The organism is Halorubrum shenae, from assembly GCF_051194165.1.
In the GTDB taxonomy this organism is placed as follows: Archaea; Halobacteriota; Halobacteria; order Halobacteriales; family Haloferacaceae; genus Halorubrum.
In genome coordinates this window covers 42,475-58,088 of the sequence record NZ_JBLZNI010000017.1, presented here as the reverse complement: position 1 = coordinate 58,088, position 15,614 = coordinate 42,475, and the positions used below count along the sequence as shown (strand labels likewise).

Genomic DNA, 15,614 nt, shown 5'->3' with positions numbered 1-15,614 from the left:
CTGATGTGTGTCGTCTATAACATCAAGCGCTTCGTCAAACAGTGAATCTCTACGCCTTACAGCGATTCAACACAGCCAGACAAATCGCTCGCAATCAACACCCTAGAATCAACCATGACGACACCGCATCCACCGAAGGCCGCGTCGCCTCGCAACCTACCGAGTATGCTCCCGACAAACGGTACATCCCAATGAGCCGCCCAGCAATCGATCTTGAAACTGACGTCGTCCGTGACCGTCCGCTCATCCAAGAAGAGGCGAAGATTCAGGTAGCGCTCTGTGATGACGACCCATCACAACTCATGCTTAGTGTCGGCGGGAGTTGGGGTGTTACCTTTGCCGAACTCACCCCGACGGAAGCCCGTGCGATCGCAACAGCGCTTGAACATACGGCCGTGCGCGCTGCCGCTGCCACGGAGGCCTCAACCGATGAGTGATTTCTTCGATGACCTCAACGAGAAAATCGGCGCTCTCGGCGATCAGGAGGAACCAATCGACGATCTTGAGCACGATCCGACAAATGGTCGGTGGCTCGAACGAGAGACAGCAGAAGCGTTCGACCGGTGGGGGTACCAGACAACACGGAATGAGTACCTATTCGGGCTTGAGACCGACGTTGTCGCCCGGAGAGTGGACCTACAGAACGGCCCGGCAGATTACCTCGTCGCGGAATGTAAAGACTGGCACACGACACTCGTCGGTCGTAATGCGGTCGCCGATATCTCTCACCGAGCACTGCTTGCTCGGGCGATGCCCGTGCTCGTCGTCGCGTGGGGCGTGACCAGCCAGGCATGGTGGCTTGCCCAGGTGCTTGATGTGCGAATCCTCACTATTGATGACCTCTATAAGGACTCGCTGCCGCCGCTGACTGAACGTCGGCCGCCTCGAGGGACGCTTCGAACGAGACGAGAACCATACGTGAGCGAACTCAGGAGTAATATGCCGCAGCTATTGAAGCGACGGAGCAATCTTGATATCGAGACGCCCGTGTTCTTCGATGGCGGTTGTGGGCCTTGTTACGTGTCAGACCGACGTGGGAATGACAAGTATATCAACGCCTCCGACACCGACTACAACTTTAGATAAAAACAAACGACGCTCTTGTGGCGGTGATTGGTGGTAGTGAACTTCCGTAGCGGTCTGGGTCGGTCAAACCATCGGTAGAAATGGCGGCATTCCTGTTTGACCTTGTCCATGAGGAGTGATAGCTATGTCGAAACCACCCGAAGGCTCTCCATCAACAATCCTCTATCTAAGAGCGTCCACAGATGAGCGTAGAACGAACTCTACTCTGGTGGGTTTTCGATGAGGCTACGCACTACTTCTCTGCGATCAGGGAGTAAGTAGACAACCATGGTCACGCCGAAGGTAAGAGCGATGGTCAGACTAATCCATTCAATTCGGTCACCAGTCGCAAGCGCTTGAAGTGCACCGTTCTGACCCAACAGTACAGCACTGACCATCGCGATCAGTATTCCGGTACCAATAATTTTCGTCGCAGTTGACCTACTTAGTGGGTATTCGATGTCTTGATGTGCCCGGAGATAGACACCTTTTATTTGGCTCCATTCTGCCACCGTACGCGCGTAGAAGGCCCCAATGTCGATCGGTATGATACTGCTGCGAACTTCAGCCGTTGGCTCATCAACAATCTTTGCAATTTCAATATCACCAATTTTGAGCATTGCTTTCCTACCGTTGATTCCCAAGACATCTCGTACTTCTTCGTCGATCCTAACGATCCCGCGATTGTTGATCCGAGAAATGGTTCGGCACGTTTCGTCTGGTAAATCCTCAACATTAATTTCATCGTCCTCAACCTTCACGACTTGAATTTCACATAATCTGACGAGCGCCTTTTTTTCCTTCAGACCTAGAACCTCCCGGATTTCGGAATCAATCGTAACACTTCCCCGTTCGTTCATATACCGAATCGTCTGTTCGCCCATACAACCAATCGACAGCAAAATAATATAGTTCTATCGGCCACTTGACATAGTTCAATGGATTGGAAGATTTAATATTGAGAATATTATCTTTCCGACTCACTCGGATACAAACTGACTTGTTCTAGATTGATCCGATTCAACCAGTCGGGTACACTCCATTCTTATTTTTGGCGGGGGCTAAAACAAAAGAAGTTATGTACATTCTAATCCGCCACCACGCTTTCTTCATGCGATTTCGAAAATAAGAATGACAAATGAGAACTGGAGTATATCGATTTTCCCTGTTTACATCCTGTTCTCATTTGTTTACTCTTACCGGAAAAACAACTAAGTGCCTGGCTTCCAGATAAAGAAATACAAGTTCAGTTGTAAAACTGGGCGTGAAAATCATGGCAAAGCCAGAATTCACGAAACGGTACGTATCGATGCCAACGACGATGTGGAAACGTGCCTCCGACGCTGAGGGGTACAATAGCGCAGCAGAGTACATTCGCATCATGATCTCTGCCGGTGAGAGTAACATCGTCGCGCTCGACCCGCGCACGTTGAACGATAAGATCAGGAGTACAGGTGAAGGTACTGATGACCCGGAGAAGCTCGTACTTGAGGCACTGGACGAGGACTACAAAGACCTCAACACCGTTCTCGAGGACGCTTTCAAGGAACTTGCTTCAGACTACCTCTTCCAATTAGCCAAAGACGATGACTCGCCCGTCGAAAAAGACGGGTTCGACTTCCGAATCAATGAGTAACCCAGACTACGGAACCGTACGGCACGGTAACGACCCCACCCGACCGCCGCTGGACTGGTTCGTCCATACGCGGCACAACCACTCGGCGGACTCCACCCAGCGGAGTGTCAAATGGCATACAGGGTTGTTCAAGCGGTGGCTCAACGACGAGTTAGACTGGATCATCTACGAAGACGATGATAAACGCACGATCGAAGAGAAGCATGACGAGTACGGCAGTGAGGTGCTGCGCCACGAGAGCGGGATTGACTGGAACACTGGTGGTGACAAACAGCCAGAAAACCTCTCGATCGACGACGCTCGAGATTATTTTCATGCGATGGCTGCGAATCCAAACTATGGTGGAGCCACTGAAGGGGAGAACGTAAAGACGATCAAGCAGTTCTACGACTTCTGCCTGAAGCGCGGCCACTCCTTGTTCACCGAGTCAGGGAACCCGATTGAACTCGCTATCGACGAAGGTGCTGATAAGATCATCGGGAGCGCCTCATCACGGAACCCGAAAATAATCGCCGTCGACGAGATGGCCAACTACATCCAGGCTTTCCAGCACCCACTCTGGGAAGCGATCACAGCACTGATGGCGAAAACAACGATACGAAGGGGTGTCATCACTAATGCTGACCTCCAAGATATCTACCTGGATCACCCAGCCTGTAACTGGGAAGTTCACAAAGCCCTCCGGCACAAGAAACGTCCATTCCTCTACGTGCCAAGTGCCCCCGAAGAGGGTGCACTCTGGGAGGAACGAGGGCGAGTCCCAACAGCGTCGAACAAAACAAGTGTCAACAGGACGATCCCGCTTGATGAGGAGATGGTCGACCTTCTCCTCCGATGGCTGGCAGCGCACCCCGGGACACTCGAATCTGACACGCCACTGTGCACGACAGTCTCACGCAATTGGGGACAGAGGATTCACCCACAGACGGTAGCCCAGAACATTCGCCGCCACTCGGAGGAACTCGGATACTGGTACGAAGCCTATGACGACGATAACATCAATCCGCACTACTTCCGCCACTGGGCAACATCAACGATCGACGAACGGCTCGAGGCCGCCAGTACGGGAGAACACGCAACGACGACGAAACTGCTCCGCGGTGACGAGGAAAACACGATGGACAACTACACCCACTGGTCGGACGACCGCGTCGAACGGTTCCTTGACGTAAGCCCCCGGTTCTACGACTGAAAAGGAGGTTTTCTCCTCGATCTCTTTCACTCACCGAGAGTAGTAGAATGGGTTCTAATCTGGCCGATATCCAGCGGACTCGAAAGTTAGCCGAACTCGCCGGGCAGTTTGTTGCCCGGTCGGATTTCAAGATGAAGAACCTACAGCCACCATCTCGATGAAGAATTCCCCTAGCAAGCGCATTGTGGGACTCATCTCCAGGGCTTGACCCCGAGACACTGCTTGCTTATGTGGTAGGTGAGTGGGCGGATACTGATTCACGAGTCCCTCGTGAGTTCAGACAATGATACTCTTTACACGAAGTCATCAAGTGACGTTCCACGTGTCGTATCACGAGAGCTTGATTCCGTAGACTCACTCGCAGGCTGCGGCATCTCGATCGTCCCGGACGAATTGCCGAAATTAAGGAAGTTACGACCAGATTCGGAAATCGGCGGTTGAGTCAGCTCTCCGGAGTCACCGGCTGTCCAGTCTTTCACCGCTTCGACAACAGTCGGTGCTGTCCCAGTCGAGATGTGGTCTGCGCTGAGAACGATATTTTCCTCGAAGCCTGACGGAGCCTGCTTCTGTTGGAAGGCCAGTTTTTCGATGGTTGTAGCGTGACCCGGTGGCGTATCCTTGTCGAGGCCTGACCACGCGGTCTGTATCTGATCTTCGAGCGCCATCACCTGTCCCCGAGCGATTCCATCGTAGGACGTCAGATGGAGATCTTTCACCGTTACCCCATCCGCAAGCTGCTGAGTAAACGTCTCTACCCACACCGGTTCTTCGTGTGGTGTTGCATTGTACAGCTCACCGATCGCCCCAATCGCTTCAGAGAGGTTGCTAGCAGTTGTTGAGAGGTGTGCTACGTCGATGTCCGCTCGATCTTCGATCAAGTCCGCATTGATGCCCTGGCACCAGAGCCACGTCATCACGGCTGCCGTCATCGACGAGTTGGACTGTTCATAACCGTGTCTCTCCAGTAACTCCCACAACGGATTATCCTCACTGGGCGACTCGCCAAGATCGCAGGTGTATGAAACCGTCGCAAACTCTTTGATTAACCGTTCGGGCGAGATTGGGTGGTAGTTCTCGAGCATCCTGACAACGCCCTTGAGCGCGTCAGGCGTGGGTTCAAGCCGGGTCGCATGGTCATACTCGAAGACAGCCTCACCAAGTTCAGTTGGTGTAATCTGATTGTCCGACTGGTAGTTGATGAAGCCCTTCTCGTCGAGTTCCTCTGTGAATCGAATGACCTTCTGGGCGACCTCATCATTACCGAGAGTCGGAGTCGCGGATGTCGACGCGCTCTGATAGAACCCGTACAGCGTCATCGAAACGAACTCGATCAGTTCATCGAGTGTATTCCACCCACTGACGACAAGTTCAATCAGGAGCCAGCGGAGATTCGTGTCGGCGTTCTCTGCGTTCGAAATGTATTCATCGCTCGGGAAGTCGTCAGGTACAGGCCCGAAGTGCGACCCAATTGATTCAAGCGATTTCTCTTCGACTGGCGTTCCGAACTCGAAGTACTCTTCGGCTTCTTCATCTGTGTAGATGGGATAAGCATACGCCTCCTCCATATCACCACCCCGGCCAGCCCGACCGATCCATTGTATGTACTCATACTTTCCAATAAACTGCCCAAAGCGAGCGAGGTCAGCAACAATGACTGACTGAATGGGTGAGTCAAACCCGTACGCGAGCGTGGTCGTACAGGAGATACACTTGATGTCGCCGTTCTTGACCCCCTCCTCTACGAGTTCTTTGATAGAGTTCTCGAGCCCGGCATAGTGAAACGCAACTCCGTTCTCCAGACAGCTGATCAAATCATGGTGGGTACTTGTGAGAACTGTATCGACTGCGGCCTCAACCTTTGCCCGGTAGTCTGTATCGGGTCGCTCGAACCGACAGTTATCTTTGATCCGCAGCGCCCGAGTCTGAGCATTTGACGTCGAGAAATTGAATATCATGAACGGGCCCACCTCTCGGTTATCCATGATCAGATCGCCGATGAACTCGCCATAGGACTTCCGTGAATCACCTTTCTTCACCGGTCTTTCAACGATCGGAACGCCTCGCTTCGCAGGGCTGATGACAAGATCTGACTCTAACCAACGAGCAATTTCATCAGGATTCCCAACCGTCGCACTGTTCGCAAAGATCTCAGCCCCATTCTGCCGGGCGATAGTCAGGCATTTTTCGATGGTATCTCCGCGAAAGTCTGAGTATATCTCGTGGAAGTCATCGAAAATGAGCGTATCCACACCGAGGCCAACACCGCGAATCGCTGCTTCATAATACGAGTCGAAGGTCGCAACGATCACATCAGCATGCTGGTAGCCGGCTGTGTCACCCCACGTGGCATTGGCCAGCGTATATCCTCCGTCCAGCCATTCGCTGATGGACTCGTACTTCCCGTTCGTGAGAGAGACACTTGGGACGAGATACGCAACTGACTTCCCGTTTTCAAGCGCCCGTTGTACAACAGTTTCAGCACAGAATGTCTTCCCATTCCCAGTCTCTGCGCAGAGCAGGGTGTTTCCCTCATTCATTCCATCTGCCTTGAGGAAAGCCGCCTGGGTCTCATTCACCGAGTCAAACCCTTTCCGCTGAAGTAGTGATTCGACCCGCTCAACACTGGAGTGGGAGAGACAATCTGGAATATCAGCCATTGATGAATTGTGATAAGAATACGCGGCATCAGATAAAAATACTACTACAATTGACACACCGAATCACCTTGTTTGTGTTTGGTGAATCGTCATAAGGCGGACATTCTACGAGACGAATACTTATCGGGTCGGGTGTATCATCGATCGGCACCGGACTCTCGTCAGAACTCACGTCACGTCGGGGTACCTCGGGTGGTCGCCTCCTGAAGGCTCAACTGACGGGGGCGTTTCCCCATCACCTCAATCTCTAGCTCGACGAGGGCAGCACCGGCGACAGCAGCGTCCTGTCGGTATGAGTCTCTTGCCGTGACTGCCCACAACGCTGGGAGAACCTCCTCGATCAACGGCCACGGCTCTGTGAGTTCAAGTAGGACGTCGCCAGCAAAGCCGACACCATCCGGGGGAACTGGCCCCTCCGGCCCGTGATGGGTTCTAGCTGTGCGCAGCGCTCCAGCCGCAGCGTGGACGTCGTTGCTGACAGTCGGATCACTCACCCACTTTGGATAGATATCACGATACCGTTCGGGGAGGTTTCTGTCGTCTCGGTTCGTCTCCTCGAATGACAGCTGTAGCCGGTAGCCGGTGTCCGTCTTTTCGACGATCCCCGCATCGATGAGATCTGGGAGGTGGTCACGCAGCGATCGAGCCGACACGCCAGCTCTCTCGGCGAGTTCCGATTGGTTCACAAGTTCATCGCATTCAGCGAGCGTCACAAGCGCTTTCCGCGGTGTCGACGACGCATCTCGAAGTATTTGCTCCGAAGACAGCGCTGCGATGACTCGACGGAGTTCTACAGACCGGATGTGCCGCGTCTTATCTTCCGGCTCCAAGGCTCGAGCGACACCGTTCGCGATGGCCAGTGGCGATCGACACAATCCGTGGAGTACCGACACCGCCTCCGGCGTCGTGATGAGATTCTTCTCACGGAGAACCGAGTCGAGGAGGTCCTGGAACTGCGCCCGGCTCGTCGACGTTTGGACAGAGATCCGGACACCGATCTCGGGAGCGCCGTCCCGGATTTTCTTTGGAGAGACGTTGGATCGGAGTTTCTCAGCGAACACCCCTTGGCGGTCGCCGTAATCTGCGAACAGACACCACGACCCGATGAGCTCGCCGAACGGTTCTGCGGCGTCAACATCGACGTCTATCGACCAGCGGAGGACTTCGTCGCGATCCTCGAACAGCTGGCGGAACACAGAGGCCATGCCGTAGGTCGACCCGATCGCCGAGTTGATACCGACGAATTTCGCGATGGACGAGAGCTTCTCTTCGTCAAAATCACTCTTGAGCCGGGGCATTCGGCCGATCCGGAGGAGATCAATGCCAGCGAAGTCGAGCAGCCGCGTCATCACACCGATTACGCCGAGCGATTCAGTGAGTATCTGCGTCCGGAAGGCCGTCCGAGAGTCATATTCGCGGTACTCACCATGGGTCATGTCCCGCGTCATCTCGCAGATATCCTCAAGAACACTCTGAATCCGGCTGCCGAACTCTTCGACGTCGTCGACGATGTCGTCACCGTCGGCGATCCACCCGAGGCACGCACTATTTTGGAGGATGCCAGGTGCCTCTTGGAGCAGCCGGCGGAAATCGCCGTGCTCGTCGAACCGCTCCTTGGTCAGGAGGTTGTCCCAGACAAACGCGTCACCCAACGAACGAGCAGTACAGACCGCCCACTGCATCGGATTGTCGACCTCGGCGGCCACAGCCAAGCGATTTTCTTCCCAGTCCATATAGCGATGGGGAGCCGCCCGATCATCCCACTCAGTGATGGCCGCATCGACCGTTGCGATGCCGTTCTCGGGGGTCGTCGCGACGGCAGCTTGGTAGGTAGAACGGGGAAGCGGCTGGATGGTGTGGAGTGCGGGGAGGCGGTCGCGGCTCCACCCGGTCCCCCCCTCACGTGTGTGCGCGGGTCTAGACTCCAAATTGTCGTCGGATTTTCCGGCCCGACTCACAAATTTTTGAAGGGGCTTCTGTTGCATCCCGGATCGTCCGATCTCCTCCAGTAGCCGCATCCCAGCTGGGCGAATCGCTACCTTGCTCCCATCACTAGTCCCGATCCGATCGGTCACCAGTTCGTGTTCGCGAAGCTGTCGGAGGTGGTACGCAACATTGTTCCGTGACTGGTCGGGCTCGTCGTACGGGGCAGCCCGGTAGAGCGCCTCGTAGGACGCAGTCTGTCCGGCTTCTACACCGATTCGTTCGAGCGTCGCGACGACCTCACCATCCGTATCGAGTGCCTCCAGAGCCGCAGCTACGTGGTCGTCAACGGCACCGGAAGCGCGCTGGCCTGTGTTGCATTGCTGACTCACATCGAACGCTGTCACGTCCGGCACGTTGCCGTCAAGCTCGTCGATATCGATCTCCGGATCGTAGGTCCACGCAAAGCGGCGCATCCAGATTGGTGATTCAAACACAACTCGAACATCCACACCGTGCCCGAGCCAGCTGAGCAGCTGGACCATCCGCCGGCGCTGGTCAGCATGGTCGATCTCTCGGAACGACTCGTCTATACGCACGGTGATCGTCGGCGTATGAACCGAGGCCGAGAGTAACGGCTTCACAATACGCCGGATGTCTTCGATCTCGCCGTTGAACCCGATACCTAGTGGGCCGAAGTCGGTATCACCGAGGCTAGAAAGAAACTCCACTGCCTGCTGGTGTTGCTCGGAGCCAACGTCCTTACACAGGCTGAGCAACGTCGACGTGGCAATTGACCCACGAAGGTTCTCGGCATCCTCGAGGGCGCCCCGATCGACCATGCCAAGCTGGTCGTCGATGATTGCTTCGAGCACTTGCCACCCGGCTCCGTCGCCGACGCCACCAACGAACTCACGAACGGCAAGCGCGATATCTTCCTGAAGGGTGTCAACAAGACGCTGCCACATCTCACCCGGCCGGCTGTCCTCGTCGAGACGCACCGTCCCTGACGACTCCGCTGGATACTGTTGGACCAGCCACAGACCAGAGTCCCCATCGTGACGGAGGTCTTCGAGGGAACGGTAATCGGGCTCATCGCCGGCTTCTTCATCCATCTCGTCGCCGTCCAGATGGTGATCATTCGAGAACTCACCAGTGACCACCTGGACACCGAGCGGGTCGTCGATGAGCTCGCGGTCCCACTCGCCTTCGAGCACGCTGTAGTGATCGACGTCGGCGAACTCATCGCCAGCGCTGCGCTTGTTCGCGAGCAGTACCGACCGTTTCTCGACGGCGTCCACCCACGTCTCTGCTCTCGCCCGGCGGCGTAACTTCTCGTCTGTATGGCGTGTTCCACACTGCGGACACTCGTGTTGGTCCGCAGGTCGCACGCCGACTACATCCTCGATGACCCAGTGTTCCGTACATTCGGCACATCCGACGACAGCGAAGCGACTCATCGGGAGGGCTCACCTCGATCTGATCCGGTTGCGTGCATACTGCGCTCTCGCACGCTATCTGACGCCAAACATCGCGTAAATCACCGAATTCACGCGGGAGAGGAGCAACAGGGCCTAGTTCCGGTGAAACACAGATGCCACTCTGCGCACCGGAACGATTAAGCCACCTCGGGAGAATTTGGGAGTACGATTGGATACTCCACTGGGCTGCCAAGCCCCGTGGTCTCCCGGGATGACCCCCTGCTGCCACCAGGGGGGATGACCCCCTGATTCTACGCCATCTAGCTGTGCATATTAGATGGCGATGTAACGACTCTTCTTAATCCCATCGGTCAGATAGATCAACTGGCGGTACAGTCCGACGTTTTTGGACTATCTGCCACAGCCCATATTATACGAAATCAAGGAGAATACCTGCGGCTTGAGCCGCAGGATGAATCCGACAACTTAGAATCAACCCACGTTCGACGCCTCAGTTCGAGTTTCCAATACGTAGTTTGAAGTTCAAAGACCCGGTATAAAACGGGAAGGTCAGGTCGGAACGGAGCGGATTCCGAACGACCTTCGGAGGCGGCCTCGCCGCCACTCAATGAGACAATATCCGAAACGCCGACGCGGTGAACACGAATCCTCGAAGGGTTCGTCGCTGTGCCCGTCGGCCTGAGCAAGCCCGGCGATACCTCCGAGTCCGGCGACGTGCCAGCGACTTCCCACTGGCAAAAACAACAGTTGGAAGTCAACGACACCGAGGATAGGAGTAACGGCCAGTTGGCATGGCCAGACAGCCACCGTCACGATGGCTGGGTTAGATGGGGACTCCCGTGAAGTGGCGGCGTCCGTGGTTGTAAACCTGAAACTCCCACCGCTCGGGATTCCTCCGCCTTCAGGCGGAGGAGGATGTCAACCTCATCACTGTCGGGTGGCAGATACTCCTTGTCGAGGTGAGGTTGGTTGTGGCGAGTATCCATCCCTACGATTTCGTCGTTTTCGTCGAGTGGAGACTCGGCTTTCTGAACGAGTGACCACCCATAGTTCTCGGCATCTTCTGCAGGGTCGTAGTCGTCGAAGCCGTCGGGATCTGGTTCGACATACCCGACGATAAAGTAGTTATCACCTCGGTACTCTCCGAGGTCAATATTGTCAAAACACCTTTGACTGTTGTGGTTCTAACAACGGTCAAGGAGTAATGAATATGCCTGAATTCGAAGAATCCCCAACATCGGTGCCTGATCCGAACGACTTCGAGAGTGAGGACGCAGAGTTTGATGAGCGTTTAGAACTCCGAGCTGCGTTCTCGGAGACGCTTACCCAGCACGGGTTCCCGGACACGCTCATTCTTACCCGGGAGCGTGCTGGTGATATCTTCCATGACCGGCGTCTCGATCTACTCGATTATTTGAAAGACCACGATCCTGACTCGGTTCGATCCCTTGCGAATGAGCTGGGCTACGATAAAGGAGTCGTCAGCCGGGATCTCCAGAAGCTTGCCCGTATCGACGTCATCGAATATGTAGAAGAAGGTCGTGCGAAAGCGCCACGGCTCAAGCACAATCACATCGCTATTGAACCGGTCGTCTAATCAGTTTTATTAGAAACAACTTCAGCCTCTCTCGATGTGCGTCTGACTTAATCTTAAGCTTAGGGATATCCTTAGGGATAACCGTATCATGGCTGATCAATTCACGGCGGCACTCGATGACGCCGAAGAGGCCCATGCTCGGTATGCCGAGCAGTTAGGGCTCATCGAGGACCGCACACCGTTCGCGGCGGAATCGCTTCCTGACACGCGGGTCGCCGTACGAGTCAACGATGACCTTCTCCAAGAGGTTGCCTCACACATCCTCACCCGTGCCGGGCACGTCTCGGTGATCGACAAGCGAGGTGCTGGGAAGACCCACTTCCGAGAGCTTGTGTACAACGCGCTGAGCGAGGGCCCTCGCAGCGACGAGTTCGCAATCGCCCGCATTCGTGAGGTCGAGAGCATCACCACACGCCGGCTTTACACGCGGCTGCTTGACGAACTCGATGCGTACGATGAGTTGGACATCCCCGAGACCTACCCGCGGGCGACCGACGAGGTCCGCCAAGTCGTTGAGGAGGTCGCCGAGCAGTTGGAGGCGGCAGATCTCACGTGTATTGTCCAAGTGGATCAGCTTGAGGACGCGGCGCGGAACACGCGTACCTTTGAGCAGTTGCTCGCCGGGCTTCAGAGCATCGGCGACCTCGGCGAGACTGGGCCTGCCTTCATCCTCTTCCTGTTCGGGACACCCGAGGCCGGCGACCGACTCGACGAACTGCGGGAGACGTTGTCGTCGCGGCTGGTCGCCAAGGACCGGTCGCTCGAACGCTTCGAGTTCGCCGAGACTGAGGAGCTGATCGCTCGGTGGCTGGCGTGGGCCCGCGACGAGGAGTACACTGAGGGGTATCTCTCCGATCCGTACACAGCCTCGGCGATCCGGACGATCGTCGAGCGTTCGGATGGGACGCCGCGCTCGGTGCGGCAGGAGTGCTATCACGCCTACCGTGCTGGCGCCCAGCAGTTCGCCGCCGGTGACGGCGTCGAGATCACTGACGAGACAATCGAGACATACGCCTAACCTTAAGCTTAAGATTAAAACTATGAGTGATAACCCGATGACGGACGCATTCGACGCAGCGGAAGACGAACAGAACGAGACGAACAAGGGCGACGCCGGGGATAACTTCGATGTCGACCGGTACCTCGACGCGCTGAACAGCGACAGCGCACCGAAGGATAAGACGGTCGGGGTCGCGGTGACGACCGAGACACACGCGTTCTACCATGAACTTCAGAACGCCGATGAGGTCGAGGTGAACCCAGCCCAGTCAGTCCGGGACCATTTGGAGAAGCTGGCGCACCGGCATCCGAAGGTCTTCGAGCGGGCGATGCGGAAGCTCGAAATCGAGCGGGAGTTCTGACGCTGTGTGTCAGCAAATTAACCAACATTCCGATAGAGATGCGTTCGAGTGTTGGTTAACACCAACCCCGCTACAGTCAAATTGTCTCGAAGTGGTCGTACTTGCGCTCAGTCGTGAGAAGGGAGGCGTGACGGAGGCGGTTTCGAACGTCGTAGAGCGTGTTTCCCTCTTCGATCCGTAGCATCCGCCAGGCGACGCTGTGGCGGAGTGTGTGGGCGGAGACATCTTCGGGTCGGCCTCGCCCCGAGAAGCAGTACGGGCGAACGCTAGCGCGACGAGCGGCCCGTTGGACGACGTCGTTGATCCCCTTCCCGGTCATCCGACCAGCCTTCTGGCTAGGGACTAGGGCGAGATCGTCGTCGACGCGGGCCTCGAGGAACTCACGGAGTGTTGCGACGGTCCGCAGCGAGCCGTCCCGATCGAGTTCAAAGGTAACGGGCGGCGGGGTACTGTCGTTTGGGTAGTCCTTTTGGACTGATGTCGGAAGTCGGAGCAGCCCGTCCTCAAGATCGAGCATCTCACGGTCCACATGGGCGAGTTCGCTGCGACGGAGCCCAGTGTCGTAGAGGAGGGTGATGATCGCGTCGTCACGCTTGGGGTGATGCCCCGCACGAGCGCCATCTCGCATCGCCTCGACCTGACCGGGTTTCACCCAGTGCTTCTCGTCACCCATCTGTGAACCATGCCTCTCTGGGAGCGGTCTAATAATGTTCGATTCCGTTGGTAGATTCGAACATTTCTGTAGCCGATCTACTTTGAACCCGGTACAGTCTGGTGGTTTTGTCTCGTGGAAGGTGGTCCTCAAGCTGCTAACCCTAGTGGTAGCGTGGCGATCAGAGCGGGCAGAACGCGGTCTGATAAACTGGTGAATGATATATAATTTTTCAGGACCCCGGCGCGGTGGTATGGTGAGGTCGTTAACTTACCGGATCTCATAAGCCGCGCAAGGAGGGTAGCCCCAACGAGGCAGGGAATGTTATGATTCTCTGTCGAACTGTACCGAAAAGTCGACCGCGGGACGATCTCACGGTGGAAGATCCAACGGACTATCAGAAACCGAAGGGCAGCAGAGCAACAAGGGTGTTACTGTATCTCTTCTAATACCTCTGGCCCCCTCAGTATCCGGAAGAATTGCTCGTACTCCGTCTCACTGACTACCTGGGATAGTGCGCGCTCTGCGTTCCTGTCGTCGATGATCAGCCCCACGGAATTGTGACCCTCAGACACCTGGATTTGAACAAGATTACCGGCGAATTTGGCGTCCGTTTTCGGGAGTTCATCTTCTCGCTCCTGTTCGAGCTTGGCTAATTCTCTGTGTGCTTCGTCAACCATCTCGCTCACGGTAGGTCCGTCACAGATTCGCGCACCGTAATCCGGCTCTGGAAGGGCAACAATCCAGTCCTCGTTACGTATTGGATCAAGCCAATCGTTGACACCGTAGGGACCAGCCCATTCCTTGTCCAACTCATCGACTACTCCAGTGGAGACGTACAACTGCTTATCATTCGACTGAATGTAGTTGATTAGCTGTCGCCGTTCTGGAGTAGATCGCCCGATTCCACCCAAGACGCTCGAGTCAACGAGGAGTGCATCCGGGAGCGGGTAGAGGGGTGAAGAGTCAACTAATTTCGGCCGATCGCTCATTCCTGCTCAAACACGTACGGAGTGTTTCGAATCTTCCGATCATGTACGTCGTGTTCGAAGGAATCATCGATGAGCCCTGCTTTGACAAATAGGGCAATGATCGGCTCCAGCGCCTGCGTGATGCTGATAGCCTCGATCTCATCAACATTAAGGCGGTCTGCTGCTCCACGACGAGTCACCTCGCCACTGAGGTATGCCCGTGTCTGCTCAACCGCCATCAGCAGCTTCGCCTTGCCGTGCCGATCAACGAAGAGTTCGATCTCACTGACCTCGCCGCTTGCACCGTAAGCGGCGATCGTAAGCGGGTCAAACAGTATCCGCGTCTCTCCCTCCCCAACGGGGAGAAATAGTGAATCAGTCCGGAGCTGGCTCTCTTTCCCGCTACTGACATCCTCGACAATGTCTAAGTTTTTGAGCTTTCCAACCCGCATTGAGGTTGTACTTCCGGCAAGATCGAGTCTACGCTCGATACTGCTGTTCGTAGTAGGCTGATTCAGCAGGATGTCAGTATAGACTCTGGCGATGTCGGGATTCACCAGTATCTCTGAGGCTGCGATGAAGGAGCGTGCGGTGCCCTCTTTCGAGCCGTTCTCGTCCGCAGCCGGGGCGTTTGTTACCACCATCGTAATTCATGATACGTGAACCGAGAACTAATATCTTGTGGCAGTCGTTTCGGACTGTATGGAGGCTCCGAGAAATTGTTCTTAGATAACTAATTTGTAGATACTGGTATTCGTATTCACGCCCTGAGAGAGTATTTCACTCAAATGAATTAATCTTAATCTTAATCTTAAGGTTAATCTGACAGCTTCTTCTGGACAAACGGCTGTTAGCCGGGTACTAGGGCGGTGTCTCTGTTTCGTGGTCACCACCCAGTGGCCATGTCCCAGAGGAGGGCGACGTCGACAACACCGAGGATAATCCCAGCCAGTAGCCACACATCAAGTAACGATGTGAGATCAAAGATCGGGCCAGAAACTGCGAGCTCGAAGGCCGACACCAAACTCGTCAATTCAAACAAGAGCACCCCGAAGATGGCCCAGAGTACAGTCGCACCAGCGGCGATGAGAAGCTTGCTCTCGCTCACCCTGGACGCC

At 55.4% G+C, this 15,614-nt stretch carries 14 protein-coding genes; 7 read left to right on the top strand and 7 right to left on the bottom strand.

All coding sequences use genetic code 11. The features are described from left to right. The first annotated feature begins 191 nt into the window (after positions 1-191). Both ACNS88_RS15095 and ACNS88_RS15090 read left to right on the top strand, forming a co-directional pair. Positions 192-437 (top strand): hypothetical protein, encoded by a 246-nt coding sequence (locus tag ACNS88_RS15095; RefSeq protein ID WP_435099306.1) that lies wholly within the window; start codon positions 192-194, stop codon positions 435-437. Next, the gene (locus ACNS88_RS15090; RefSeq protein ID WP_435099304.1) at positions 430-1,086 is read left to right on the top strand and encodes a restriction endonuclease; all 657 of its coding nucleotides are present in this window, start codon (positions 430-432) and stop codon (positions 1,084-1,086) included. The genes ACNS88_RS15095 and ACNS88_RS15090 overlap by 8 nt, the downstream gene beginning before the upstream one ends. Positions 1,087-1,286: 200 nt before the next feature. Here ACNS88_RS15090 and ACNS88_RS15085 read toward each other — a convergent pair whose 3' ends face one another. Continuing rightward, positions 1,287-1,949 carry a hypothetical protein gene (locus ACNS88_RS15085; protein WP_435099302.1) on the bottom strand — a complete coding sequence of 221 codons (663 nt, stop codon included), beginning with the start codon at positions 1,947-1,949 and terminating at the stop codon, positions 1,287-1,289. 389 nt (positions 1,950-2,338) lie between these two features. Here ACNS88_RS15085 and ACNS88_RS15080 point away from each other — a divergent pair, with 389 nt between their 5' ends. Together ACNS88_RS15080 and ACNS88_RS15075 are read left to right on the top strand one after the other, a co-directional pair. After that, positions 2,339-2,701, top strand: a complete 363-nt coding sequence (locus ACNS88_RS15080) for a hypothetical protein (protein ID WP_435099300.1) — start codon at positions 2,339-2,341, stop codon at positions 2,699-2,701. Next, the gene (locus ACNS88_RS15075) at positions 2,694-3,893 is read left to right on the top strand and encodes a tyrosine-type recombinase/integrase (protein ID WP_435099298.1); all 1,200 of its coding nucleotides are present in this window, start codon (positions 2,694-2,696) and stop codon (positions 3,891-3,893) included. Before ACNS88_RS15080 ends, ACNS88_RS15075 begins: the two co-directional genes overlap by 8 nt. 293 nt (positions 3,894-4,186) lie before the next feature. Here ACNS88_RS15075 and ACNS88_RS15070 read toward each other — a convergent pair whose 3' ends face one another. Both ACNS88_RS15070 and ACNS88_RS15065 read right to left on the bottom strand, forming a co-directional pair. Next, entirely contained in the window at positions 4,187-6,550 is a 2,364-nt protein-coding gene (locus tag ACNS88_RS15070) for a DEAD/DEAH box helicase (protein WP_435099296.1), read from the bottom strand. Between the two features lie 173 nt (positions 6,551-6,723). Then, on the bottom strand, positions 6,724-9,933 hold the full coding sequence (locus tag ACNS88_RS15065) for a DUF5817 domain-containing protein (RefSeq protein WP_435099294.1): 3,210 nt from the start codon (positions 9,931-9,933) through the stop codon (positions 6,724-6,726). 1,192 nt (positions 9,934-11,125) lie between these two features. Between ACNS88_RS15065 and ACNS88_RS15060 the strand changes: the two genes are divergently transcribed. The 3 genes from ACNS88_RS15060 to ACNS88_RS15050 all read left to right on the top strand — a co-directional run bounded on the left by ACNS88_RS15060 (position 11,126) and on the right by ACNS88_RS15050 (position 12,873). Continuing rightward, the gene (locus ACNS88_RS15060) at positions 11,126-11,512 is read left to right on the top strand and encodes an HVO_A0114 family putative DNA-binding protein (protein WP_435099292.1); all 387 of its coding nucleotides are present in this window, start codon (positions 11,126-11,128) and stop codon (positions 11,510-11,512) included. An 88-nt stretch (positions 11,513-11,600) separates the two neighbouring features. Beyond that, positions 11,601-12,530 carry a hypothetical protein gene (locus ACNS88_RS15055; protein WP_435099290.1) on the top strand — a complete coding sequence of 310 codons (930 nt, stop codon included), beginning with the start codon at positions 11,601-11,603 and terminating at the stop codon, positions 12,528-12,530. 37 nt (positions 12,531-12,567) lie between these two features. Then, on the top strand, positions 12,568-12,873 hold the full coding sequence (locus ACNS88_RS15050) for a hypothetical protein (RefSeq protein ID WP_149784095.1): 306 nt from the start codon (positions 12,568-12,570) through the stop codon (positions 12,871-12,873). 76 nt (positions 12,874-12,949) lie between these two features. Here ACNS88_RS15050 and ACNS88_RS15045 read toward each other — a convergent pair whose 3' ends face one another. From ACNS88_RS15045 to ACNS88_RS15030, 4 genes are all read right to left on the bottom strand, one after another. Next, the gene (locus tag ACNS88_RS15045; protein WP_435099287.1) at positions 12,950-13,546 is read right to left on the bottom strand and encodes a tyrosine-type recombinase/integrase; all 597 of its coding nucleotides are present in this window, start codon (positions 13,544-13,546) and stop codon (positions 12,950-12,952) included. A 410-nt stretch (positions 13,547-13,956) separates the two neighbouring features. Beyond that, positions 13,957-14,517 carry a PIN domain-containing protein gene (locus ACNS88_RS15040; RefSeq protein ID WP_435099285.1) on the bottom strand — a complete coding sequence of 187 codons (561 nt, stop codon included), beginning with the start codon at positions 14,515-14,517 and terminating at the stop codon, positions 13,957-13,959. Continuing rightward, entirely contained in the window at positions 14,514-15,140 is a 627-nt protein-coding gene (locus tag ACNS88_RS15035) for a DUF7437 domain-containing protein (protein WP_173230891.1), read from the bottom strand. Before ACNS88_RS15035 ends, ACNS88_RS15040 begins: the two co-directional genes overlap by 4 nt. 242 nt (positions 15,141-15,382) lie before the next feature. Then, entirely contained in the window at positions 15,383-15,604 is a 222-nt protein-coding gene (locus tag ACNS88_RS15030; RefSeq protein WP_435099282.1) for a hypothetical protein, read from the bottom strand. Between the last annotated feature and the right edge of the window lie 10 nt (positions 15,605-15,614).

What these genes read in the sequence shown, in the direction of transcription:
- ACNS88_RS15095 (WP_435099306.1), top strand. Translation starts at nt 192, where the DNA reads ATGAGCCGCCCAGCAATCGATCTTGAAACTGACGTCGTCCGTGACCGT.
- ACNS88_RS15090 (WP_435099304.1), top strand. Translation starts at nt 430, where the DNA reads ATGAGTGATTTCTTCGATGACCTCAACGAGAAAATCGGCGCTCTCGGC.
- ACNS88_RS15085 (WP_435099302.1), bottom strand. Translation starts at nt 1,949, where the DNA reads ATGGGCGAACAGACGATTCGGTATATGAACGAACGGGGAAGTGTTACG.
- ACNS88_RS15080 (WP_435099300.1), top strand. Translation starts at nt 2,339, where the DNA reads ATGGCAAAGCCAGAATTCACGAAACGGTACGTATCGATGCCAACGACG.
- ACNS88_RS15075 (WP_435099298.1), top strand. Translation starts at nt 2,694, where the DNA reads ATGAGTAACCCAGACTACGGAACCGTACGGCACGGTAACGACCCCACC.
- ACNS88_RS15070 (WP_435099296.1), bottom strand. Translation starts at nt 6,550, where the DNA reads ATGGCTGATATTCCAGATTGTCTCTCCCACTCCAGTGTTGAGCGGGTC.
- ACNS88_RS15065 (WP_435099294.1), bottom strand. Translation starts at nt 9,933, where the DNA reads ATGAGTCGCTTCGCTGTCGTCGGATGTGCCGAATGTACGGAACACTGG.
- ACNS88_RS15060 (WP_435099292.1), top strand. Translation starts at nt 11,126, where the DNA reads ATGCCTGAATTCGAAGAATCCCCAACATCGGTGCCTGATCCGAACGAC.
- ACNS88_RS15055 (WP_435099290.1), top strand. Translation starts at nt 11,601, where the DNA reads ATGGCTGATCAATTCACGGCGGCACTCGATGACGCCGAAGAGGCCCAT.
- ACNS88_RS15050 (WP_149784095.1), top strand. Translation starts at nt 12,568, where the DNA reads ATGACGGACGCATTCGACGCAGCGGAAGACGAACAGAACGAGACGAAC.
- ACNS88_RS15045 (WP_435099287.1), bottom strand. Translation starts at nt 13,546, where the DNA reads ATGGGTGACGAGAAGCACTGGGTGAAACCCGGTCAGGTCGAGGCGATG.
- ACNS88_RS15040 (WP_435099285.1), bottom strand. Translation starts at nt 14,517, where the DNA reads ATGAGCGATCGGCCGAAATTAGTTGACTCTTCACCCCTCTACCCGCTC.
- ACNS88_RS15035 (WP_173230891.1), bottom strand. Translation starts at nt 15,140, where the DNA reads ATGGTGGTAACAAACGCCCCGGCTGCGGACGAGAACGGCTCGAAAGAG.